We start from the raw sequence: 21,114 nt of genomic DNA on the forward strand, positions 1-21,114 counted from the left end.
CGATCTTGACCCGATGGCCGCTGGGATGCGCGATCCAAGCCCCGTTTTCGCCCAAGCGGCCAGAACCGGGATTGGTCGGGGCGGTCAGTTCAAAGGGTCCGCGCTGGATGCGGGCCAACACGGCAGTCCGAAGGGGACGAATGCCGCCCTGCCAGCCGATCCTGATCGAACGACGATCGAAAAAATGGGCGCGATGCCATGCAAAAGGCCGCATCCGAGGATGCGGCCCAAAGACGGTCGATCTGGCGAAGATCAGTTCTTCGCGTAGAATTCGACGACCAGGTTCGGTTCCATCTGCACGGCATAGGGGATGTCGCCCAGGGCCGGGGTGCGCACGAAGGTCGCGGTCATCTTGTTGTGGTCGACTTCCAGATAGTCCGGGACGTCACGCTCGGTCAGGGCGACGGCTTCCAGCACGATGGCCAGCTGGCGCGAACGCTCGCGGATCGAGATGACATCGCCTTCCTTGACGCGGTAGGACGCGATGTTCACGCGCTGACCGTTGACCTGGATGTGGCCGTGGTTCACGAACTGGCGGGCGGCCCAGATGGTCGCCACGAACTTGGCGCGATAGACGACGGCGTCCAGGCGGCGCTCCAGCAGGCCGACCAGGTTCTCGCCGGTGTCGCCACGGATCCGCTCGGCTTCGGCATAGATGCGGCGGAACTGCTTTTCGGTCAGGTCGCCGTAGTAGCCCTTGAGCTTCTGCTTGGCGCGCAGCTGGGTGCCGAAGTCCGACAGCTTGTTCTTGCGGCGCTGGCCGTGCTGGCCGGGGCCGTATTCGCGACGGTTGACGGGCGACTTGGCGCGGCCCCAGATGTTCTCGCCCATGCGGCGATCGAGTTTGTACTTGGCAGACGTGCGTTTGGTCACGGCTGATCTCCTTCAACAGGTTGCGAAGGGCGTTGTCCTCTGGCCAAGGTCTTTCGGACCGGGGCCTGACAGGGTTCCCCTTGCGGGGTCCACCAACACCAACGAAGCGTGCCGTATAGACGCGCAGGCCCCGGTGTCAACCGCAATCGCCCTAGTCCAGCGCCCCGTCCGGCTGAAAGAAATGCGCCAGCGGCAGCCCCGCGGCCCCCAGGATGCGCGCGCTGCGGCCAAGCGATCCCTCGATCACCTGCGGACGGTCGATGCCGGCGGTCGGCATCCCCTCCAGCGCCGCGCGGGTCGCCTGGGCCAGCCGCGCGCGCGTCGCGGGCGGCACCGCTCCGTCGATCACCACCAGCGGCAGATCGACCAGAGCCACCGCCGACAGCGCGACGAAGGCCAGCGCCCGGCCCGCTTGGTCGGCCCATTCCGCCTCGATCCAGGCGGGAACGTCCCAGCCCGAATCGTCGGGCGGCAGGGACCGTCCGATCAGGGCCTCCAGCGCCGAGACCGAAGCCTTTTCCAGCAGCTGGCCGCCCCGTGCGCCCACGACCGGAATGGGCATCGACCCCAGGGCGCCCGCGTTACGGGTCGGACCATGGCGCAGCGCGCCGTCCAGGACGATGCCGCCGCCCGCGAAATGGGCGATGTAGATGTGGATGAAGTCCCGCGGCAGATCCGTCTTGCCGAAGATCAGTTCTGCCCCGCAGGCGGTGGTGGCGTCGTTTTCCACGAAGATCGGGACGGGCAGGCTGCGCGACAGTTCGGCCTGCAGGTCGTGGTCCAGCCAGTCGGCCATCTCCTGACCCCAGTCCCACAGCCGATAGGGGGTCGCGACGCCCAGGCCCATCAGACGTGCACGCTGGCCGGGGTCCAGCGATGCGGTCATCGTGTCCAGCCCCTGACGCGCGAATGCCAGCACGCGGTTGGGGGTGGGGTGGGCATAGACCTCCTGGCGGTGCATCCGCACGCGGCCTGCGAAATCGACCAGCGCCAGTTCGACCAGCCGGCGTCCGATCTTGAGCCCCAGGAACCACGCCCCGTCCGGGGCGAGCGCCAGCGGGGTCGAGGGTTGGCCGACCTTGCCCCGCACCACCGCCCCGGCGTCCAGATAGCCCGCCATCATCAGCTTGCGCGTCAGGTTGGTGATGGACTGTGCCGACAGCCCCGTCAGCTGCGCCAGCGCCGCGCGCGGCATCGGTCCCCGCCGTCGGATCAGCGACAGGATCAGCCGTTCGTTCCGGCTGAGCGCGCCGGGGCCGTCACGATCTAGGGGCATGGGTTCCGTCCTCCTGAATCGCATTAATCAACATGATTGATTTATTGACAAGCGCAATCTTCTGGTGCTTTTGTAACATCAAGACGGCCGAGGAACCGTCGTGCTGGAGGAGTTAGTCAAGTGACCATCAAAACCGTTATCCGCGCATCCGTCGCGGTGTCCGCGCTTGCCCTGTCGGCAGGCTTTGCCCAAGCGCAAGAGGCCACCAAGGCCTGCCTGATCACCAAGACGGACATCAACCCGTTCTTCGTGAAGATGAAGGAAGGCGCCACCGCCAAGGCCGCGGAGCTGGGCATCGAGCTGATGACCTTTGCCGGCAAGATCGACGGCGACCACGAGACCCAGCAGCAGGCCGTCGAAAGCTGCATCGCGGCGGGCGTCAAGGGCATCCTGATCACCGCGTCCGACACCAAAAGCCATCACCGAATCGCTGGGCCAGGCCCGCGAGGCGGGGATCCTGGTCATCGCGCTGGACACGCCGCTGGACCCGATCGATGCGGCCGACGCGACCTTTGCCACCGACAACCGCGAGGCGGGCCGCCTGATCGGCGCCTGGGCCGCGGGCCAGATGGGCGATGCTGCGGCGGATGCCAAGATCGCCATGCTGGACCTGTCGGCCAGCGCGCCGTCGGTGGACGTGCTGCGCGATCAGGGCTTCATGGCAGGCTTTGGCATTGACGTGAAGGACGAGAACGTCATCGGTGACGAGGACGACGCCCGCATCGTCGGCCACGAGGTCACCTCGGGCAACGAGGAAGGCGGCCAGCAGGCCATGGAGGCGCTGATGCAGCGCGATCCGGCGATCGACCTGGTCTACACGATCAACGAACCGGCCGCGGCCGGTGCCTATGAGGCGCTGAAGTCCTTTGGCATGGAAGAGAACGCCCTGATCGTGTCGATCGACGGCGGCTGCCCCGGTGTCCAGAACGTCGAGGCGGGCGTGATCGGCGCCACCGCCCAGCAGTATCCGCTGCTGATGGCGTCGATGGGCATCGAGGCCATCGCGGCCTTTGCCGCCGACGGCACCAAGCCGGAAACCAGCGAGGGGTTGGATTTCACCAACACCGGCGTGAACCTGGTCACGGACAAGCCGGTCGAGGGCGTGCCGTCGATCAGCGTGGCCGAAGGCCTGGAGCAGTGCTGGGGCTGATGCCCCCCGCCGCATGACGTCGCGACGGCGGGTTGGCCGCCGTCGCCTTCCGTGACACGCCACGAGGTCCCCGATGTCCGACACCCCCGATCCCGTGGTCGAGCGCGTTGCCGGTGAGAAGGTCGCGCAGTTCGACCATCGTCACCGCAGCACGCTGGACCGGGTGCAGCATTTCCTGCACCAGTATCCCACCATGGTTCCGGTCATCGTGCTGGTCCTGTCGCTGATCGCCTTCGGGCTGATCTCTCCCAACTTCTTCTCGGCGTTCAACCTGTCGCTGATCCTGCAGCAGGTGGCCGTCGTGGGCACGTTGGCGGCGGCGCAGTCGCTGGTCATCCTGACCGCGGGCATCGACCTGTCGGTCGGCGCGGTCATGGTGCTGATCTCGGTCGTGATGGGGCAGCTGGCGGTCAACTTCGGCATCCCGGTCCCGATCGCCATCCTGGTCGGTCTGGCCTGCGGGGCGGGAACCGGCGCGCTGAACGGTTTCCTGGTCACGCGGCTGAAGCTGCCGCCCTTCATCACCACGCTTGGGACCTGGAACGTGTTCCTGGCACTGAACTACTACCTGTCGGGTCGAGAGACGATCCGCAGCCAGACCCTGGACATGGACGCGCCGCTGCTGAAGTTCTTCGGCACCCGGTTCAACCTGGGCGGCGCCGTGCTGACCTATGGCGTGGTGCTGATGCTGGTCGTGTTCGCGGTGCTGTTCTATGCGCTGTACTATACCGCCTGGGGGCGGCGGGTCTATGCGGTCGGCGACGACCCGGAATCGGCCGCGCTGGCCGGCATCCAGACCAAGCGCGTGCTGCTGTCGGTCTATGTCGTGGCGGGCCTGATCTGTGGCCTGGCGGCATGGTCGTCCATCGGTCGCGTGGGGTCGATCAGCCCAACGTCGTTCTTCGAGGCGAACCTGGAATCGATCACGGCCGTGGTCATCGGGGGCATCTCGCTGTTCGGGGGGCGCGGGTCGATCGTGGGGCCGCTGATCGGGGCGCTGATCGTGGGCGTGTTCAACTCGGGCCTGCGGCTGGCGGGTGTGGACGTGCTGTGGCAGCTGTTTGCGACCGGCTGGCTGATCATCTTCGCCGTCGCCATCGACCAATGGATCAGAAAGGTGTCGTCATGACCGAGCCGCTGCTTACCGCCCGCAACCTGGTCAAGCGCTATGGCCGCGTGGACTGCCATGGATCATGCCGACTTCGATTTGTATCCCGGCGAGATCCTGGCCGTGATCGGCGACAACGGCGCCGGCAAGTCCAGCCTGATCAAGGCCATCTCGGGCGCGGTCAAGCCCGACGAGGGCGAGATCCGGCTGAACGGCCAGGTGGTCAGCTTTGACAGCCCGCTGGATGCCCGCAAGATGGGGATCGAGACGGTCTATCAGACGCTGGCCCTGTCGCCCGCGCTGTCGATCTCGGATAACATGTTCATGGGGCGCGAGATCCGCAAGAAGGGCATCATGGGCCAGTGGTTCGGGATGCTGGACAAGCAGGCGATGGACGATTTCGCCCGCGCCAAGCTGTCCGAACTGGGCCTGATGACGATCCAGAACATCGCCCAGCCCGTCGAGACCCTGTCCGGCGGTCAGCGCCAGGGCGTCGCCGTGGCGCGGGCGGCGGCCTTCGGCAGCCGGGTGATCATTCTGGACGAGCCGACCGCCGCCCTGGGCGTCAAGGAAAGCCGCCGGGTGCTGGACCTGATCCAGGACGTGCGGTCGCGGGGCATCCCGATCGTGCTGATCAGCCACAACATGCCGCACGTGTTCGAGGTGGCGGACCGCGTCCACATCCATCGCCTGGGCAAGCGGCTGTGCGTGATCGACCCCAAGCAACATTCGATGTCGGATGCCGTGGCCTACATGACCGGCGCGCGTGCACCCGAAGGGGTTGCCGCATGAGCCTTGCGTCCCGCGGCGGCCGGGGGGCCAGCCCCCCGGACCCCCCGTGGCCGGTTCCATGACGAACGGGCGGGACCGCAAGGCCCCGCCCGTCTTCAGTCGTTCAGACGCCGCATCAGCGCCCAGGCCAGGCCCGAGCAGATCAGCGTCGCCGTGATCGCCGGGATCGCGGTGCCGTTGTAGAGCAGTCCCACCGGGGCCGCGATCAGCACCGCCGCCAGCGTCGAGATCGCCGCGACGATGGATGCGGCCATGCCCGCAATATGGCCCATGCGCTGCAGCGCCAGCGCGTTCAGGTTGCCGAAGGTCACCCCGGCCATGAAGAACACGCTGACCGCCCAGAAGAAGAAGACCGGGAATTCCAATCCCTGCGGCAGCACGCCGGACAGGATCAGCGTCAGCGCCAGTCCCGACACGATGGTCTGCATCACATAGGCCCATTTCGCGATCCGCCGCATGCCGAAGCGCATCACGAAGGTTGCGTTAAGGACCGTTCCCGACCCCGACAGCAGCGCCATGGCGGCGAACCACAGGTGGAAGTTCTCTCCCTTGCCGTAGGTTTCGCCGAAAAGCTGCTGGGCCGAGGACAGCAGGCCGAACATCTGCCCGAAGCCGAGCGTCAGGATCAGCGTCGCCAGCATCACCTGGCGGTCGGACAGGACCTCGCGCGCAGCGGAATACAGGGTGCCGATGCGCAGCGGACGGCGCGCGGCGGGGGGCAGCGTCTCTGCCTGGCGGATGTTCAGCCACAACGCGCCGATCAAAGCGAAGGCGATGAAGGCCAGGAACACCCCGTGCCAGTCCGAGATCGCGATGATCCCCGCACCAAGCGTCGGCGCCACGGCCGGGATCATGATGAAGATCATCATGACGAAGCTGCTGATCCGGGCCATCTCGCGCCCTTCGTAGAGGTCGCGGACCAGGGCCAGACCCACGATGCGCGGACCGGCGGCGCCGAGGCCCTGCACGAAGCGGGCGACCAGCAGCAGCTCCAGCGAATCGGCATAGATCGCGGCGATGGTCGCGGCGATGTAGATTCCAAAGCCGATGGTGATCGTGCGCTTGCGGCCAAGCGCGTCGGACAGCGGGCCCGCGAACAGCGTGCCAAGCCCCATCCCGGCCACGAAGGTGGTCAGGATCAGCTGGGCGCGGTTCACGTTGTCGGGCGTCAGGTCCGCCGCGATGTCAGGCAATGCAGGCAGCATCGCGTCGATGGAAAAGGCGATGGTGGCGAACAGGAATGCCAGCATCGCGATGAATTCGGGCAGGGGCAGGCGTTGCTGCTGCGCAAGCCCGGGGTGGGAAACGTCTGTCATGGGGTCACCGGTTGGGTCAGACCCTCAGATAGGCCCATCTTGCAGAGTCTGCAAGTTGACCCTAACGGGATGCTGCCATGATCTCGTCGATGACGCTCTGCCACAATTCAGCGGGCTGGGCGCCGCTGACCGCATGGGCATCCGCAACGATGAAGGTCGGGACCGACGAGATCCCGCGCTGTCGGGCGTGCGATTCGCGACGGGCGACCTCGTCGCGGTCGGCGTCGCTGGGCAGCAGGCGCGCGGTCAGGGCAGGGTCCATGCCGGCCGCCCCGGCGATCGCCGACAGGACGGACGCGTCGCCGATGTCCTGGGCATCCTGCCAATGCGCCCGCAGCAGGCCGGACATCACCCGGCTTTGTGCACCTTCCAGCCCGGCCCAGTGCATCAGGCGATGCGCATCGGTCGTGTCGGGTTCGCGCGGCGAGGGGTTCAGCGTCAGGCCGAGGGCCGCGGCGCGTTCCGCCAGAGCGCGCGTGGCGGCATCGACCTGATCGCCCAGCTTGGCCCGCAGATAGGCCACGCGGTCCATCCCTTCGGGCGGCATGGCGGGGTTCAGGCGGAACGGGTGCCAGGTGATCGCGAAGGGATGATCGGGGCGGCTTTCCAGGGCGCGATCCAGTTCGACCTTGCCGATCAGGCACCAGGGGCAGACGGGATCGGCGAAGATGTCTAGGCGGGTCATGGTCGGTCCTTTCGATGCGCCTCGCGCAGGGCGCGGCGGTTGATCTTGCCGGTGGGCGTGCGCGGCAGCGCGTCCAGCGGGATCCACGCGCGTGGCTGCTTGTAGCGGGCAAGGCCGGCCTCGGCCAGAGCCTGCATCTGGTCAGGCGTCGCGGCACCGGTCCAGAAGGCCGCGATGATGCTGACCCCGGGCGCGGTGGGCAGTTCCGCCACCGCCACGTCACCCGCATGGGGATGGGTGGCCAGATGATCCTCGATCTCGGGCGGGGCGACGCGAAAGCCGCCGGCATTCATGATGTCGTCGGCCCGCCCCAGCAGCGTGATCGCGCCGCGATCATCGGCCTGCGCCATGTCGCCGGTCACGAACCAGTCACCGCGAAAGCAGGCGCGCGTCGCGTCAGGATCGTCCAGATAGCCCAGGAACAGCCCCGGATCGTCGCGCCGGACCGCCAGCGCGCCCGGCTGTCCCGGCGGCAGGGGGCCATCGTCGCCCAGGACCGCGACATGACGGCCGGGCTGCGGAAAGCCCGCCGTGCCGTGGGGCGCGGGCCGGGACGGGCTGCCCGAAAGGAAGGTCGAGATTTCGGAGGCGCCCATCGCCTCGTGCAGGTCGGTGCCGGTGCGGGCGGTCCAGGCGGTGCGCAGGCTGGGGTCCAACCGCTCTCCGGCGGCCAGGGCGTGGCGGAGGGTGGCAATCGGGGGCCAGTCCGCGCGCAGCATCCGGCGAAAGACACCGGGCGCCCCGGCCAGGATCGTCGCGCCATGACGCGCGGCCAGCAGGGGGATGCGTTCGATCGGGGTGCCGTCGGCGGGAATCAATGCCGTCGCCCCAGGGTCCACGGATCCAGCAGCCCGGTGCCAAGGGTAAATGTCCAGTTGAACGCCCCGGCATGCAGCAGGCGATCGTCGACGCGCAGCCCGTACCAGCCCGCCATCATCGCCTGCCGCGCCAGGATCGCGCGATGCGCGTGCATGACGGCCCGGGGCTGGCCCGAACTGCCCGACGTGAAGACGATATAGGCCAGGCGATCCGCGGACCCTTGGGCGAAATCGGCCGGGGGAAGCGTGGCAATGCCGTCAAGGTCGCCCTCGGTCAGGACGGGGGCGGGATGGTCGGGCAGGGGCACGCCCGCGCCGGCCACGATCATCGCGGGTGCGATGCGGGCAGCGATGCGGGTGATCTCGGCCCCGGTCAGCTGGGCCGAGGTCGGCACCGGGATCACCCCCGCAGCGATGGCCCCCAGATAGGCGATGGGAAAGGCCGGGCGGTTCGCCAGCCGCATCAGCAGCCGGTCGCCCGGGCGCAGGCCCGCGCGCGTCAGGCCCGTGGCCGTGCCCAGCACCGCGCGGCGCAGATCGCCATGGGTCCAGACCTGCGCGTCGTCCGCGCCCATGACGACCAGGGCCTGGTGGTTCGGGACAGCCTGCCCCGCCCGCAGCACATGTTCGGCCAGGTTCATTCCTGCGTCCTGCCTGTCGCCCAATAAAAAACGGCCCGCGCGAACGGGCCGTCCGGATCACGCGCGATGGCGGATCAGAGCAGTTTCAGATCGCTGGCCGAGGCGCGGCCGTCACGGCCGGACTGCAGCTCGAATGCGATCTTCTGGTTGTCCTGAAGGCCCGTCAGCCCGGCACGTTCCACGGCCGAGATGTGCACGAACACGTCCTTGCCGCCGTCATCGGGCGCGATGAAGCCAAAGCCCTTGGTCGAGTTGAACCATTTTACCGTTCCGGTCGCCATAACCGTATTCTCCTTCAAGTCATCCCGACGCAGGATTGCGCCAGGCCGTGCAGCCCGCTTTCGGTCTTCCGGCTGCCCAAGAGGGAGGCGGTAGAAAGTCTTCGCTCACGCGACTGAGAGGATGCCCGAATCGTTGCAAAACGCAAGAGTCAAACGCGGCCCCGTGGTGCCGCGTTTGACGCAGGCGGGGTTCAACGCAGGTCCGGGGGCGTGGCTTCGGCCGCCAGATCGGCCACGACCTGGTCCAAGGTCACGGTGCGACTGCCCTGCGCGTCCAGGCGGCGCAGCGAGACGGTGCGGTCCTCGACCTCCTTCATGCCGATGGCCAGGATCGCGGGAACGCGGCCGACCGAATGTTCGCGGACCTTGTAGTTGATCTTTTCGTTGCGGATGTCGGCCTCGGCGCGGATGCCGCGGGCGCGTAGGGCGGCCACAACCTCGTGCACATAGGCGTCCGCATCCGACACGATCGAGGCAACCACGACCTGGCGCGGCGCCAGCCAGAAGGGCAGCTTGCCTGCGCTGTTCTCGATCAGGATCCCGATGAAACGCTCGAAGCTGCCCAGAACCGCGCGGTGCAGCATGATGGGCCGGTGCTTGTGCCCGTCGGCACCGACATATTCCGCATCCAGACGTTCCGGCAGGTTGGGGTCCACCTGCAGCGTGCCGCATTGCCAGTCGCGACCGATGGCGTCGGTCAGGACGAATTCCAGCTTCGGCCCGTAGAACGCGCCCTCACCGGGGAACACGGTATAGTCATGTCCCGCGGCCTTGCAGGCATTGCCCAGGGCCGCCTCGGCGCGGTCCCAGCTCTCCTCCGAGCCGATGCGCTTTTCGGGGCGGGTGGACAGCTTGATGCGCCAGCCCTCGAAGCCCAGGTCGGCATAGATCCCGGCCAGGAAGTCGATGAACTTCTTGGTCTCGGCCTCGATCTGGTCTTCGGTGCAGAAGATGTGGGCGTCGTCCTGGGTGAAGCCGCGCACGCGCATGATGCCGTGCAGCGCGCCCGAGGGTTCATAGCGGTTGCAGGACCCGAACTCGGCCATGCGCAGCGGCAGGTCGCGATAGGATTTCAGGCCGTGGTTGAAGATCTGAACGTGGCACGGGCAGTTCATCGGCTTCAGGGCGTTGATCGTCTTGGTCTTGGCATGCTCCTCGTCGACCTCGACGATGAACATGTTTTCTTGATAGTTCTCCCAGTGCCCTGATTCTTCCCACAATTTCCGGCTGACGACCTGGGGCGTGTTGACCTCGACATAACCGTCGGCGCGCTGCTTGCGGCGCATGTAGTCCTGCAGCGTGGTATAGATGTTCCAGCCGTTCGGATGCCAGAACACTTGGCCCGGCGCCTCCTCCTGCATGTGGTACAGGTCCATCTCGCGGCCCAGCTTGCGGTGGTCGCGCTTGGCGGCCTCCTCCAGCATCGTCATGTGCGCCTTGAGGTCGTCGCGGTTGCGGAACGCCACGCCATAGATGCGCTGCAGCATGGGTCGCGTCGCGTCGCCCAACCAATAGGCCCCGGCGATATGGGTCAGCTTGAAGGCATCGGCGGGCAGCTGGCCGGTATTCTGCAGGTGCGGACCGCGGCACAGGTCCTGCCAGTCGCCGTGCCAGTACATGCGTAGGTCCTGACCTTCTGGGATGCGGTCGATCAGCTCCAGCTTGAAGGGCTCATTCGCCGCCTTGTAATGGGCAATCGCGCGGTCGCGGTCCCAGATCTCGGTGCGGACGGGTTCGCGGGCGTTGATGATCTCCTTCATCTTGGCCTCGATCGCGCCCAGGTCGTCGGGAGTGAAGGGTTCGGCCCGGTCGAAATCATAGAACCAGCCGTGGTCGCGGACCGGGCCGATGGTAACCTTGACGTCGGGCCAGATCGCCTGGACCGCACGGGCCATCACATGGGCGAAATCGTGGCGGATCAGCTCCAGCGCCTGCGCCTCGTCCTTCATCGAATGGATGGCGATCTGGCCGCTGGCGGTGATCGGCCAGGCCAAGTCGATGTGGCTGCCGTCCAGGCTGGCGGAAATGGCGCGCTTGGCAAGGCTGGGCGCGATGCTCTCGGCGACCTCGGCGGCGTTCACGCCGGCGGGATAGTCGCGCGCATTGCCATCGGGAAAGGTGAGGGTGATCTGGGACATGTTGTCCTCCTCGTCGGTTTGGCGCCCACGGAACGCCCGGTTGCGGGTTATGGTCGGGCAGGCATGGACGTGCCCGCGCGATTAGTCAAGATTACGGCAACACACGGGAAGCCAGCATGAGCCACCACAGCGATTTCGAGGAGCAACTGTTCGAGCGTCTGGTCGAGGACCCCGACAGTGACGGCGGCCTGTCCGACGCCCAGAGCCGGGTCGAGCCGCGCAACTTCCTGCGCCACATCCTGTCTCTGGCGGCGTCGAAACTGGCCGACGGGCTGGTCGACGCGAAACTGGTTCTGTCCTGGCTGCTGACCCATTTGGGTGCGGGGGCGGGCGTGATCGGCCTGCTGGTGCCCGTCCGAGAGGCTGGGTCGCTGCTGCCGCAACTGTTCACCGCAGGGGCCATCGGCGCATTGCCGCGACGCAAATGGGCCTGGGCCGTGGGCAGCGTCGTGCAGGGTCTGGCGGCGCTGGCCATCGCGGGCATCGCCCTGACGATGGAGGGGCCGGCCGCGGGCGGGGCCATCATCGCAGCCCTGGCGGTGCTGGCCCTGGCGCGGTCGGTCTGTTCGGCCAGCTACAAGGATGTCTTGGGCAAGACCGTGGGCAAGTCGCGGCGCGGCGCGGCCACGGGTTTCGCCAGCAGCGTGGGCGCCGCGGGGGTCATCGTCTTTGCCGGCCTGCTGCTGTGGCAGCCGCTGGACCGGGCGGTGCTGGTCATCGGCGCGGTGGCGCTGGCGGGCATCGCCTGGATTCTGGGCGGCGCGATCTTTGCGACCTTGAACGAGGAGGCGCAGCCGCGCGAAGAGGTGCTGAGCCTGTCGCAATCCATCGGCCAGCTGCGCTTGGTGCGCGAGGATGGACAGCTGGCCCGGTTCATCGTCGCGCGGTCGCTGCTGGTGGGATCGGCCTTGGCGCCGCCCTATCTGCTGGTACTGGCCGCGGCGGGGCAGGGAGACCGTCAGCTGGGCCTTCTGGTGCTGGCATCGGCGCTGGCATCCCTGCTGTCGTCCTGGGTCTGGGGGCGGATGTCGGACCGGTCGGCCCGCCGGGTGCTGATCTGGTCGGGCGTCGCGGGGGCAATCGCCCTGGGTGCGGCCCTGGTTCTGGCGGCCATGGGGCTGGCACAGGTGACGGGCGCGATCGCGGTGGTTCTGTTCGGCCTGATGATCGCCTATCACGGCGTGCGGCAGGGGCGGACGACCTATCTGGTCGACATGGCGCCCGATGATCAGCGCGCCGCCTATACCGCGGTGTCGAACCTGGTGGTCGGTGTCGTCCTGCTGGTGGCCGGCGCCGCCTCTGCGGGGCTGGCGGTGCTGGGCGCGCAATGGGCGGTGGCCGCCTTCGCCGCGGCGTCGGCCCTGGGGGCCTGGGTCGCATGGGGATTGGACGAGGTGAGCGAATGACGGATTATCTGACGACGGATACGGGACGGCGCATCGCCTACGACCGCCTGGAGGGGCAGGGCCCCGGCATCGTGTTCCTGGGCGGGTTCCGGTCCAACATGCAGGGGTCGAAGGCAGTCCATCTGCGGGACTGGGCGGCGGCGCAGGGGCGTGCCTTTTTGCGGTTTGACTATTCCGGGCACGGCGCCAGCGACGGCGCGTTCGAGGAGGGCTGCATCGGGGATTGGGCCGCCGATGCCCGTGCAGCGATCGAGGCGCTGACACAGGGCCCGCAGGTTCTGGTCGGATCGTCGATGGGCGGGTGGATCAGCCTGCTGATGGCACGAACGATCCCGGACCGCGTTGCCGGGCTTGTCACGATTGCCGCGGCCCCGGATTTCACCGAACGCGGGTTCTGGGCCGGGTTTTCACCCGGCCAACGCGAGTCGCTGATGCGCGACGGCCGCGTTGCCTTGCCAAGCGAGTACGGAGAGCCGCTGGTCCTGACGCGCCGGTTGATAGAGGATGGCCGCAACCAACTGGTCCTAAACCAGCCGCTGTCGCTGCCTTTTCCGGCGCGGATGCTGCAGGGGACAGCGGATGGGGATGTGCCGGTGTCCTGGGCGATGGACCTGCTGGAACACGCGTCGGGCGAGGATCTGCGGCTGACCCTCGTCAAGGGGGCCGATCACCGGTTCTCTTCGCCCGACTGTCTGGACCTGATCGTCGCGACGATCAAGGAGGTCGTTCAGAACGTCAGGGAATAGTGGTCGCCCATGTCGGGCTTGTCGCCGGTGATCTTGGATTTGGCGATCTGATACAGGAACGCCATGCTGCCGCCCGTGGCCCAGACTTCCGCCTCGGTCAGGTCCAGACGCAGCAGTTGGACGTCGGGGTCCTGCTTGCCATCCTCGAACCAGCTGGAGGCGACTGCATTCCAAAGCTCGTCCAGCTTGGCGCGGTTGTCGGACAGGGACAGGGTGCCGTGGATGCGGGCGTAAAGGCCCTGGCCGCCATCGCTGACCACATGCATCGCATCCTGCGGACCCGATGCCACGCTGCGGGCCAGGTCGGTGTCCTTGGCGGTGATGAACCACAGCACGCCGACCTTGCGGTCGGTATAATGCGACATCGGAACAAGCCGCGAATCTTGGGTCACACCCAGCATGCCGCTGTTGATGTCGTCCAGACGGCTCCAGAACTGGTGATTGTGGTCGGTCATCCTGCGATCCTTTCGTGCCGCATCAGGCGGCGATCGCGGGATAAACAACGATCCGCGGGACCGGGTTCCCCCATCCCGCGGGACCGACGTCAGACCGCGACGTTGTCCGAATGGACCGGATCGTTGACGCCGCAATCGGCGGCCGCGCCGCCGGCCCGACGCTTGCGACGCGGCTTGACGCTATCCGGCAGGGCTGCGTTTTCGTCAATGAAGTCAAGAACCAGCGGGCGTATGTTCAGGCGCCATGACTTGCCTGCAAAGATGCCGTAATGGCCGGCGCCCGGTTCCAGATGCTGAACCTTCCTGGCGTCGGGCACACCGGTGCACAGGTCCAGCGCCGCGACGCATTGGCCCGGCGCCGAGATGTCGTCATTCGCCCCCTCGACCGTCATCACGGCGACGTCGGTGATCTTTCCGATATCGACGGGACGGCCGTCGACGGTGAAGCGGTTCTGCGCGATCTCGAGGTTCTTGAAGATGCGTTCGACGGTCGACAGGTAGAATTCGGCCGTCATGTCCATGACTGCCAGGTATTCGTCATAGAACTTGTTGTGCTTGTCGCCTTCGCTGGCGGTGCCGCGCGCCTCGGCATAGATCTGTTCGATGAAGGCGCGGGTATGGGTCTGCATGTTCATGGTGATGAACGACGACAGCTGCGCCAGCCCAGGATAGACCATGCGCCCGGCACCGCGATACTTGAAGCCTACGGACTGGATCGCTAGGTGCTCCAGCTCACCCATGGTGATGCGGTTGCCGAAATCGGTGACCTCGGTCGCGGCGGCGTCGGGGTCGACGGGGCCGCCGATCAGGGTCAGGGTGCGCGGCTGCGCAGCCGGCTCCTCCTCCGCCAGGATGGCGGTCGCGACCAGGGCCAGGGGCGCCGGCTGACACACCGCAATGACATTCACGTCGGGGCCCAGGTGACGAATGAAGTCGACCAGGTAGCGGGTATAATCCTCGACGTCGAACTTGCCCTCGCTGACCGGAATGTCGCGGGCATTGTGCCAGTCGGTCACGTACAGTTCGCAGTCGTTCAGAAGCGACAGCACGGTCGAGCGCATCAGGGTCGCGTAGTGACCCGACATCGGCGCGACCAGCAGGACCTTGCGGGGCAGGGGGTCGCGACGGGCGACGCGGAAATGGATCAGGTCGCCGAACGCCCGGCGCAGGACCGGCTCGACATACACGACATGGTCCTGCCCGTCCTCTCCGGCGATGGGGGGGATCTCCCAGTCGGGCTTGATCACCATGCGTGCGAAGCTGCGTTCGGTGACACGGCCCCAGGCCCCCAGCATCCGGAACGCGGGATGCGGGACCAGCGCGAAGGCGGGATAGGCCCCGATCGCGCGGGCGGTCGCGCCCATCCATTCGTTCGTGTTCCGAATCGTTTCCATCGCGTCATAGGACACGATGCCGCGAAGACCTTTGACCGACATGTAACCCCACAATTGCTGCGCCGCGGCACATGATCTGCGCGCGACGGGGCGGCGGGAACGGGGTCAGAAGCCGGGTTTACGCCTTGCCTGCCCTGCGCATATCATGACCGTATAAGTAGGGGGGATTACGGATCATGGCAAGACAGCCGGACAAGACGGGTAAAAATGTTGCCAAATCACGTGCGAAACCGGCAACAACCGCAAAGGCGCGCGCGAAGCCCAAGCCCCAGGCCAAGACCCCGGAGGTCGAGGTGAAGACGCCCCAGGCCAAGGTGGAGGCCGCCGAACCCAAGGTCGAGACGCCCCAGGTCCAGGGCACGTCGCCCGAGGCCGAAGCTAAGGTCGCGGCGCCCAAGCCCGCCCCCGCCGCCCACAAGCTGGCCGAGAATATCGAGCGGATCGAGACCCTGGGTCACCGCCTGATGGCCGCGCTGGCCGATCGCAACCTGCCCAACCCCGGCGTCGAGGGGCCGGGTGCCGAGCTGTACCTGACCGCCGCGAACGCGTTCCTGAAGACGCTGGCGGAACATCCCGCCAAGATGATCGAGACGCAGGTCACCTTCTGGGGTCAGACCCTGTCGAACTATGCCCGCGCGCAGAAGGCGCTGGCCACCGGGCAGCTGACGGCCCCCGAGGATGACAGCCCCGCCGATCGCCGCTTTGCCAACCCGCTGTGGCAGACCCATCCCTATTTCAACCTGATCAAGAAGCAGTACCTGACCAATGCGCGCGCGCTGAAGGATGCGACGGCGACGCTGGACCTGCCCGACGATGTGACCCGCAAGCGTGTCCACTGGATGACCGCGCAGATCATCGACATGATGGCGCCCACCAACTTTCTTGCGACCAATCCCGACGCGCTGGAGAAGGCCGTCGAGACCGAGGGCGAGAGCCTGGTCAAGGGGCTGGAGAACCTGGTCCGCGATGTCGAGCAGCATGGCGGAGAGATGATCGTGTCCCTGGCCGATCGCCGCGCCTTCACGGTCGGAGAGAACATCGGCACCGCGCCCGGCACCGTCGTCTATCGCGCGCCGCTGTTCGAGCTGATCCAGTACGCGCCCACGACGCCCAAGGCGCATGCGCTGCCCTTGGTGATCTTTCCGCCCTGGATCAACAAGTTCTACATTCTGGACCTGAAGCCCCAGAACAGTCTGATCCGCTGGCTGGTGGATCAGGGTCAGACGCTGTTCGTCGTCAGTTGGAAGAACCCCGATGCCAGCCTGTCCGACACCGGCATGGAGGAGTACGTCCAGGCCTATCTGGACGCGATGGACCAGGTGCAGGCCCTGACGGGACAGGCGCGGCTGAACGCGGTCGGCTATTGCATCGCGGGCACCACGCTGTCGCTGACGCTGGCGCTGCTGAAGCAGAAGGGCGATCGCCGCGTGAACTCGGCCACGCTGCTGACCACGCTGACGGACTTTTCCGACCAGGGCGAATTCACCAGCTTCCTGCAGGACGATTTCGTCGGCGGCATCGAGGCCGAGGTCCAGCGCCACGGCCTGCTGCGGGCGCAGCTGATGTCGCGCACCATGAGCTTCCTGCGCGCCAACGACCTGGTCTGGGGCCCTGCCATCCGCAGCTACATGATGGGAGAGACGCCGCCGGCCTTCGATCTGCTGTTCTGGAACGGCGACAGCACCAACCTTCCTGGACGCATGGCGATACAGTACCTGCGCGGCCTGTGCCAGAAGAACGCCTTTGCCGAGGAGGGGTTCGAACTGCTGGGCCACCGCCTGCACCTGTCCGACGTCACGGTGCCCCTGTGTTCGGTCGCCTGCGAGGGTGACCACATCGCACCCTGGAAGGATTGCTGGCGCGGGGTGGCGCAGATGGGATCAAAGGACAAGACCTTCATCCTGTCGCAATCGGGGCATGTGGCGGGCATCGTGAACCCGCCCACGCGGCAGAAATACGGCCACTACCTCAGCGATCACGGCTTTGGCGGCACGCATCAGGACTGGAAGGACGCGGCCGCGTTCCAGCAGTCCAGCTGGTGGCCGACCTGGGGTGCATGGCTGGCCGAGCGGGCTGGTCCGATGGTGCCCGCCCGCGACCCCGGAGCGGGTCTTGATCCCGCCCCTGGCCGCTATGTCCACGAGCGCGCAGGCTGAAGCGGGGCTGGCGCACAGGACTTTCCAAGGGCTTGCGCCGGCCCGCCGGATTTTCGCCGCGCCGCAGAAAAAATACTTGAAATGCTGCGGTGCAGCATTCATATTGGTGGCATGGAATGGATCGCAGCGACCCGTTCCCTCTGTCTCTCGGTCGCTGCATCACAGGAGTGAACGACATGGCAAAGACCCCCGATATGACCAAGACGATGCAGGACATGATGGCGAACTTTCCCATCGACACCAGCTCGATGCAGGACGCGATGAAGTCGCAGTCGATGATGGGCGAGAAGCTGGCCCGCGTCGCGCTGAGCGCCGCCGAGCGTTCGACCGAGATCTCGGCCCGCTGGGCCAAGGACTCGATCTCGCGCATGGGCGAGCTGGCTGCCGTCAAGCAGGACCCGTCCGAATACGCCAAGGCCATGAGCGATTTCGCCTCGGCCGCAGCCGAAATGGCCGCCGAGCACATGGCTGCCTATGCCGAAGTCGCCAAGAAGGTCCAAATGGACACCGTCGACCTGATGCTGACCGCCGGCAAGGACATGGCGTCGGATGCGCAGAAGGTGGCCGAAAAGGCCGCCCGTGACACCCAGACCGCCGTCAAGAAGGCCGCCACGGCGACCGCCGACAAGTGATCGCCTGATCATCGGAAACGACCGGGCAGGGGCGACTTCGGTCGCCCCTGTTCGCATTTGCGCGCCGGGGCTTTTTCCTTTGCGTTTTGCGGGTGCAGAATTCATCATGGCGGCCAGGATGAATTCAAGGAACCCAGGATGGCCGCATCGACTGCGCCGCTGCTGATCAAGCGTTATGCCAGCCGCCGCCTCTACAACACGCAGACCAGCGACTATGTCACGCTGGAGGATATCGCGGGCTTCATCCGCGATGGCCGCGAGGTCAAGATCATCGACCTGAAATCGGGCGACGATCTGACCCGCCAATATCTGCTGCAGATCATCGCCGAACATGAAAGCCGGGGCGAGAGTGTCCTGCCGCTGGACGTGCTGACCGACCTGGTGCGCAGCTATACGACGAACGCGCAATCGGTCGTCCCGCAGTTCCTTGCCGCCAGCTTCGAGATGCTGCGCGAGGGACAGTCCAAGCTGATGGAGAACATGGCGGCGATGCCCAATCCCATGGCCACGATGCCGGGATTCGACGCGCTGCAGCGCCAGCAGCAAATGTTTCTCAAGGCGATGATGGGCGGCTGGCGCGGTGGCGCCTCGGGCCCCGAACGCGAGGATGGCACGCCTACGCCCCCCGCCGGCCCCGCAACCCCCGAGGACGAGCGCGACATGGCCGAGATCCGTCGCCAGCTTGCCGAACTGCAAAAGCGCGTTTCCAAGCTGTGATCCCCTTGCACCGCGCCGTGCGTCGGGCTAGACCCGCTTCACGGAGCGGTGGCCGAGTGGTCGAAGGCGCACGCCTGGAAAGTGTGTAGGCGGGAGACCGTCTCGAGGGTTCGAATCCCTCTCGCTCCGCCACTTGCACATTGCAAACCCGAAAACAGGTCCCTCGCGGGGCCTTTTTCTTTATGTGCCAAAGGGGTTTGTAGGAGCCATCCGTCCTTCGGAGACGGCCCAACCGCGCGAGATCGGTCTCCGAACGCCCACCGTCTCTTTCCACCCGCCCCTCGCTCTCGGCGAGACGGGTAATAAATCACCATATATTTCAGTAATCTGATGAGGTCGCGCTGCGCCCTTGTTTCACTGGTCCCGGCTTGTCTCAAAGCAGATGGCAACGCGACACGGGCGGCGTTGTAGTTGGTATGTCTTGGGAGTTTTGCGCGAAGTCTCTGATGACAAACGCAGTTTCGGCCCCTAGCCTGGCGCAATGTCGAACGAGCCTTGGACAGATCAAGAGAACGACCTGATCGTTGCGGATTACTTCGCGATGCTGGCCAACGACGTCTCTGGCCGCCCCTACAACAAGGCCGAGCACCGGCGCGGGCTTCTACCGTTGTTGAATGATCGGTCCGAGGGATCGGTCGAGTTCAAGCACCAGAACATCAGCGCCGTGATGAAGGGGCTGGGTGAGGACTGGATCCCGGGCTACAAGCCCGCCTTCAATTTCCAGATGACGCTGGTGGATGCCGTGACGCGTTGGCTGGCGCTGAACCCGGCTTGGCTCGGCCGCCATTCGGGTGCAGGAGCGCCGACTGGCCTCGCGGAGGCGCGGCCGATCTGGATCGGGCCGCCGCCCACGTTGTCGAACCAGCCGCCGCCACAGGAACTGGAGCAGATGCTGCATATCGCCCGCAAATTCGATGTCGCGGCGAGAGACGAACGAAACCGCGCCCTCGGCCGGGCCGGTGAGGAGCGCGTCCTGGCGCATGAACGTGCAGCCCTGAAATCAGCGGGCCGCGATGATCTTGCGCGCAAGGTCCGGTGGGTGTCAGAGGAGGATGGCGATGGTGCCGGCTACGATATCGCCAGCTTCGCGCCGGATGGCCGTCCGCGCCTGATCGAGGTGAAGACGACGAATGGCTGGGAACGCACCCCTTTCCACATCAGCCGCAACGAGCTGGACGTAGCCGAGGAGCGGCGTTCGGAATGGTCCCTGTTCCGGCTCTGGAACTTCGCGCGCGAGCCGAAAGCGTTTGAGCTGCCACCAAACATCATTTCGCTGTAGAGCGTGTATCCAGAGATCAAGCTCTCCGGCATCAAGGGCAGGCATTTCACCATCGAAATTGGCAGCATGCATTGCTCTTTCCAGTTCTGTCACAGGGTAATCCTCCCCGTTTTAACGGGGTTTGGTCGTAGAACTCACGCAGCCATTTTCAGTTTCTGTGCGGGTGTTATGCCGCCGATGCCCATGTTGGGTCGCTCGTTGTTGTAAGTCCAGAGCCAGTCGGTTGCGATACTCTGTGCCTCCGCGATGGTTTCAAAAATGTAGAGGTCGAGCCATTCATGGCGGACGGTGCGGTTGTAGCGCTCGACGTAAGCGTTCTGCTGCGGTTTGCCGGGCTGGATGTGGGTCAGGACAATGCCCTGCTTTGCGGCCCAGATTGCCAAGGTTGCGCTGATGTATTCCGGGCCGTTGTCGACCCTGATGGCCATGGGCTTGCCGCGCCACTCGATGATCTGGTTCAGCGCCCGAACCACGCGCTCGGCCGGAAGCGAAAAGTCGACCTCAATGCCCAGACCCTCGCGGTTGAAGTCGTCGAGCACGTTCAGCAGCCGGAATTGGCGACCATCGGCCAGACGGTCGGCCATGAAGTCCATGGACCACACGAGGTTCGGCGCGTCTGGAACCGAGAGCACGTCCGGCTTGTGCCGCTTGATGCGCCGCCTTGGCTTGATCCGCAGGTTCAGTTCCAGTTCGCAGTAGATCCGGCGAACGCGCTTGTGGTTCCAGGCATGGCCACGGACATTGCGCAGATACAGGAAGCATAGGCCGAAGCCCCAGGTTCTGTGCGCCTTGGTCAGGCCCTCAAGAAGATCCGCGATGGTCTCGTTCTCGGCACAGCGCTTCGGGCTGTAACGAAAGCACGTCTCGCTGACCCCAAATGTGCGGCAGGCCAGCGCAATGCTGACCCCCTTCGTTGCCACCGCCCTCGCGGCCAACTCGCGGCGTTGAGCTGGCCGCGTCACTTTTTTCCCAAAGCTTCCTTGAGCAGGTCGGCCTGCATGCTCAGGTCCGCGAACATGCGCTTCAGCCGCCGGTTTTCATCCTCCAGCGCCTTCATCTGGCTCATCATGGACGCATCCATACCGCCATACTTCGCCCGCCATTTGTAAAAGCTCGCGCTGCTGATCCCATGCTCTCGGCACAGCTCCGGCACCGCAACACCGCCTTCGGCCTGGCGCAGCACAGCCATGATCTGCGGCTCGGTAAATCGGGTCTTTCTCATTCGAATCTCCTCAGCTCACGCTACGAGAA

Annotated in this window: 16 protein-coding genes, 1 tRNA gene and 3 pseudogenes; 10 read left to right on the forward strand and 10 right to left on the reverse strand. The window is 66.0% G+C overall.

What is annotated here, in order from left to right:
* Positions 1 to 252: 252 nt before the first annotated feature.
* The gene (gene rpsD / locus F1642_RS01750) at positions 253 to 873 is read right to left on the reverse strand and encodes a 30S ribosomal protein S4 (RefSeq protein ID WP_045981180.1); all 621 of its coding nucleotides are present in this window, start codon (positions 871 to 873) and stop codon (positions 253 to 255) included.
* 151 nt (positions 874 to 1,024) lie between these two features.
* Positions 1,025 to 2,149, reverse strand: coding sequence for an ROK family transcriptional regulator (locus F1642_RS01755; RefSeq protein ID WP_194885310.1), 1,125 nt, complete (start codon positions 2,147 to 2,149; stop codon positions 1,025 to 1,027).
* 138 nt (positions 2,150 to 2,287) lie between these two features.
* On the opposite strand from F1642_RS01755, the pseudogene F1642_RS01760 reads away from it, so the two are divergent.
* The 3 genes and pseudogenes from F1642_RS01760 (at position 2,288) to F1642_RS01770 (ending at position 5,199) form a co-directional block, all read left to right on the forward strand.
* Positions 2,288 to 3,299 (forward strand): annotated as a pseudogene (locus F1642_RS01760) (sugar ABC transporter substrate-binding protein).
* Between the two features lie 73 nt (positions 3,300 to 3,372).
* The gene (locus F1642_RS01765; RefSeq protein WP_045999488.1) at positions 3,373 to 4,428 is read left to right on the forward strand and encodes an ABC transporter permease; all 1,056 of its coding nucleotides are present in this window, start codon (positions 3,373 to 3,375) and stop codon (positions 4,426 to 4,428) included.
* A pseudogene (locus tag F1642_RS01770) lies at positions 4,425 to 5,199 on the forward strand (ATP-binding cassette domain-containing protein). The gene F1642_RS01765 and the pseudogene F1642_RS01770 overlap by 4 nt, the downstream one beginning before the upstream one ends.
* Positions 5,200 to 5,294: 95 nt before the next feature.
* On the opposite strand, the gene F1642_RS01775 reads toward F1642_RS01770, so the two are convergent.
* The 5 genes and pseudogenes from F1642_RS01775 to thrS form a co-directional block, all read right to left on the reverse strand.
* Positions 5,295 to 6,515 carry a multidrug effflux MFS transporter gene (locus tag F1642_RS01775; RefSeq protein WP_255522039.1) on the reverse strand — a complete coding sequence of 407 codons (1,221 nt, stop codon included), beginning with the start codon at positions 6,513 to 6,515 and terminating at the stop codon, positions 5,295 to 5,297.
* Between the two features lie 61 nt (positions 6,516 to 6,576).
* Entirely contained in the window at positions 6,577 to 7,200 is a 624-nt protein-coding gene (locus tag F1642_RS01780) for a DsbA family oxidoreductase (protein WP_194885311.1), read from the reverse strand.
* Positions 7,197 to 8,659, reverse strand: a pseudogene (locus F1642_RS01785) (AMP-binding protein). The gene F1642_RS01780 and the pseudogene F1642_RS01785 overlap by 4 nt, the downstream one beginning before the upstream one ends.
* A 74-nt stretch (positions 8,660 to 8,733) precedes the next feature.
* Positions 8,734 to 8,940, reverse strand: a complete 207-nt coding sequence (locus F1642_RS01790; protein ID WP_042244736.1) for a cold-shock protein — start codon at positions 8,938 to 8,940, stop codon at positions 8,734 to 8,736.
* A 191-nt stretch (positions 8,941 to 9,131) separates the two neighbouring features.
* Positions 9,132 to 11,078, reverse strand: coding sequence for a threonine--tRNA ligase (thrS, locus tag F1642_RS01795; protein WP_194885312.1), 1,947 nt, complete (start codon positions 11,076 to 11,078; stop codon positions 9,132 to 9,134).
* A gap of 116 nt (positions 11,079 to 11,194) precedes the next feature.
* Between thrS and F1642_RS01800 the strand changes: the two genes are divergently transcribed.
* Together F1642_RS01800 and F1642_RS01805 are read left to right on the forward strand one after the other, a co-directional pair.
* A complete protein-coding gene (locus F1642_RS01800; RefSeq protein ID WP_255522040.1) occupies positions 11,195 to 12,484 on the forward strand; it encodes an MFS transporter in 1,290 nt (429 codons plus the stop codon).
* Positions 12,481 to 13,230: a carboxylesterase gene (locus F1642_RS01805; protein ID WP_194885313.1), complete on the forward strand. Its 750-nt coding sequence runs from the start codon at positions 12,481 to 12,483 to the stop codon at positions 13,228 to 13,230. The genes F1642_RS01800 and F1642_RS01805 overlap by 4 nt, the downstream gene beginning before the upstream one ends.
* Here the strand turns inward: F1642_RS01805 and F1642_RS01810 are convergent.
* Together F1642_RS01810 and phaZ are read right to left on the reverse strand one after the other, a co-directional pair.
* Positions 13,212 to 13,685, reverse strand: coding sequence for a pyridoxamine 5'-phosphate oxidase family protein (locus F1642_RS01810; protein ID WP_045999481.1), 474 nt, complete (start codon positions 13,683 to 13,685; stop codon positions 13,212 to 13,214). The genes F1642_RS01805 and F1642_RS01810 overlap by 19 nt on opposite strands.
* A gap of 89 nt (positions 13,686 to 13,774) precedes the next feature.
* Positions 13,775 to 15,121 carry a polyhydroxyalkanoate depolymerase gene (gene phaZ / locus F1642_RS01815; protein WP_127898190.1) on the reverse strand — a complete coding sequence of 449 codons (1,347 nt, stop codon included), beginning with the start codon at positions 15,119 to 15,121 and terminating at the stop codon, positions 13,775 to 13,777.
* Positions 15,122 to 15,372: 251 nt separating this feature from the next.
* Between phaZ and phaC the strand changes: the two genes are divergently transcribed.
* The 5 genes from phaC (at position 15,373) to F1642_RS01840 (ending at position 19,863) form a co-directional block, all read left to right on the forward strand.
* Positions 15,373 to 17,235, forward strand: coding sequence for a class I poly(R)-hydroxyalkanoic acid synthase (gene phaC, locus F1642_RS01820; protein WP_370582742.1), 1,863 nt, complete (start codon positions 15,373 to 15,375; stop codon positions 17,233 to 17,235).
* Positions 17,236 to 17,411: 176 nt separating this feature from the next.
* Positions 17,412 to 17,867, forward strand: a complete 456-nt coding sequence (locus F1642_RS01825; RefSeq protein ID WP_045981193.1) for a hypothetical protein — start codon at positions 17,412 to 17,414, stop codon at positions 17,865 to 17,867.
* Positions 17,868 to 18,005: 138 nt separating this feature from the next.
* Positions 18,006 to 18,584: a polyhydroxyalkanoate synthesis repressor PhaR gene (gene phaR / locus F1642_RS01830; RefSeq protein ID WP_045981194.1), complete on the forward strand. Its 579-nt coding sequence runs from the start codon at positions 18,006 to 18,008 to the stop codon at positions 18,582 to 18,584.
* Positions 18,585 to 18,626: 42 nt separating this feature from the next.
* Positions 18,627 to 18,716: transfer RNA gene (locus tag F1642_RS01835), tRNA-Ser, on the forward strand.
* A 349-nt stretch (positions 18,717 to 19,065) separates the two neighbouring features.
* Positions 19,066 to 19,863, forward strand: coding sequence for a DUF3883 domain-containing protein (locus F1642_RS01840; protein WP_194885315.1), 798 nt, complete (start codon positions 19,066 to 19,068; stop codon positions 19,861 to 19,863).
* A gap of 134 nt (positions 19,864 to 19,997) precedes the next feature.
* Here F1642_RS01840 and F1642_RS01845 read toward each other — a convergent pair.
* A protein-coding gene (locus F1642_RS01845) for an IS3 family transposase (protein ID WP_139599857.1) occupies positions 19,998 to 21,085 on the reverse strand; the annotation gives its coding sequence in 2 pieces (ribosomal slippage) (positions 19,998 to 20,836 and positions 20,836 to 21,085; 1,089 coding nt in all).
* Between the last annotated feature and the right edge of the window lie 29 nt (positions 21,086 to 21,114).

Source organism: Paracoccus sp. NBH48 (assembly GCF_015390265.1).
GTDB lineage: Bacteria > Pseudomonadota > Alphaproteobacteria > Rhodobacterales > Rhodobacteraceae > Paracoccus > Paracoccus marcusii.

Excerpts from the sequence above, each read along its gene's own strand:
- F1642_RS01755 (WP_194885310.1), bottom strand. The coding sequence starts at position 2,149 with ATGCCCCTAGATCGTGACGGCCCCGGCGCGCTCAGCCGGAACGAACGG.
- F1642_RS01765 (WP_045999488.1), top strand. The coding sequence starts at position 3,373 with ATGTCCGACACCCCCGATCCCGTGGTCGAGCGCGTTGCCGGTGAGAAG.
- F1642_RS01775 (WP_255522039.1), bottom strand. The coding sequence starts at position 6,515 with ATGACAGACGTTTCCCACCCCGGGCTTGCGCAGCAGCAACGCCTGCCC.
- F1642_RS01780 (WP_194885311.1), bottom strand. The coding sequence starts at position 7,200 with ATGACCCGCCTAGACATCTTCGCCGATCCCGTCTGCCCCTGGTGCCTG.
- F1642_RS01790 (WP_042244736.1), bottom strand. The coding sequence starts at position 8,940 with ATGGCGACCGGAACGGTAAAATGGTTCAACTCGACCAAGGGCTTTGGC.
- thrS (WP_194885312.1), bottom strand. The coding sequence starts at position 11,078 with ATGTCCCAGATCACCCTCACCTTTCCCGATGGCAATGCGCGCGACTAT.
- F1642_RS01800 (WP_255522040.1), top strand. The coding sequence starts at position 11,195 with ATGAGCCACCACAGCGATTTCGAGGAGCAACTGTTCGAGCGTCTGGTC.
- F1642_RS01805 (WP_194885313.1), top strand. The coding sequence starts at position 12,481 with ATGACGGATTATCTGACGACGGATACGGGACGGCGCATCGCCTACGAC.
- F1642_RS01810 (WP_045999481.1), bottom strand. The coding sequence starts at position 13,685 with ATGACCGACCACAATCACCAGTTCTGGAGCCGTCTGGACGACATCAAC.
- phaZ (WP_127898190.1), bottom strand. The coding sequence starts at position 15,121 with ATGTCGGTCAAAGGTCTTCGCGGCATCGTGTCCTATGACGCGATGGAA.
- F1642_RS01825 (WP_045981193.1), top strand. The coding sequence starts at position 17,412 with ATGGCAAAGACCCCCGATATGACCAAGACGATGCAGGACATGATGGCG.
- phaR (WP_045981194.1), top strand. The coding sequence starts at position 18,006 with ATGGCCGCATCGACTGCGCCGCTGCTGATCAAGCGTTATGCCAGCCGC.
- F1642_RS01840 (WP_194885315.1), top strand. The coding sequence starts at position 19,066 with ATGTCGAACGAGCCTTGGACAGATCAAGAGAACGACCTGATCGTTGCG.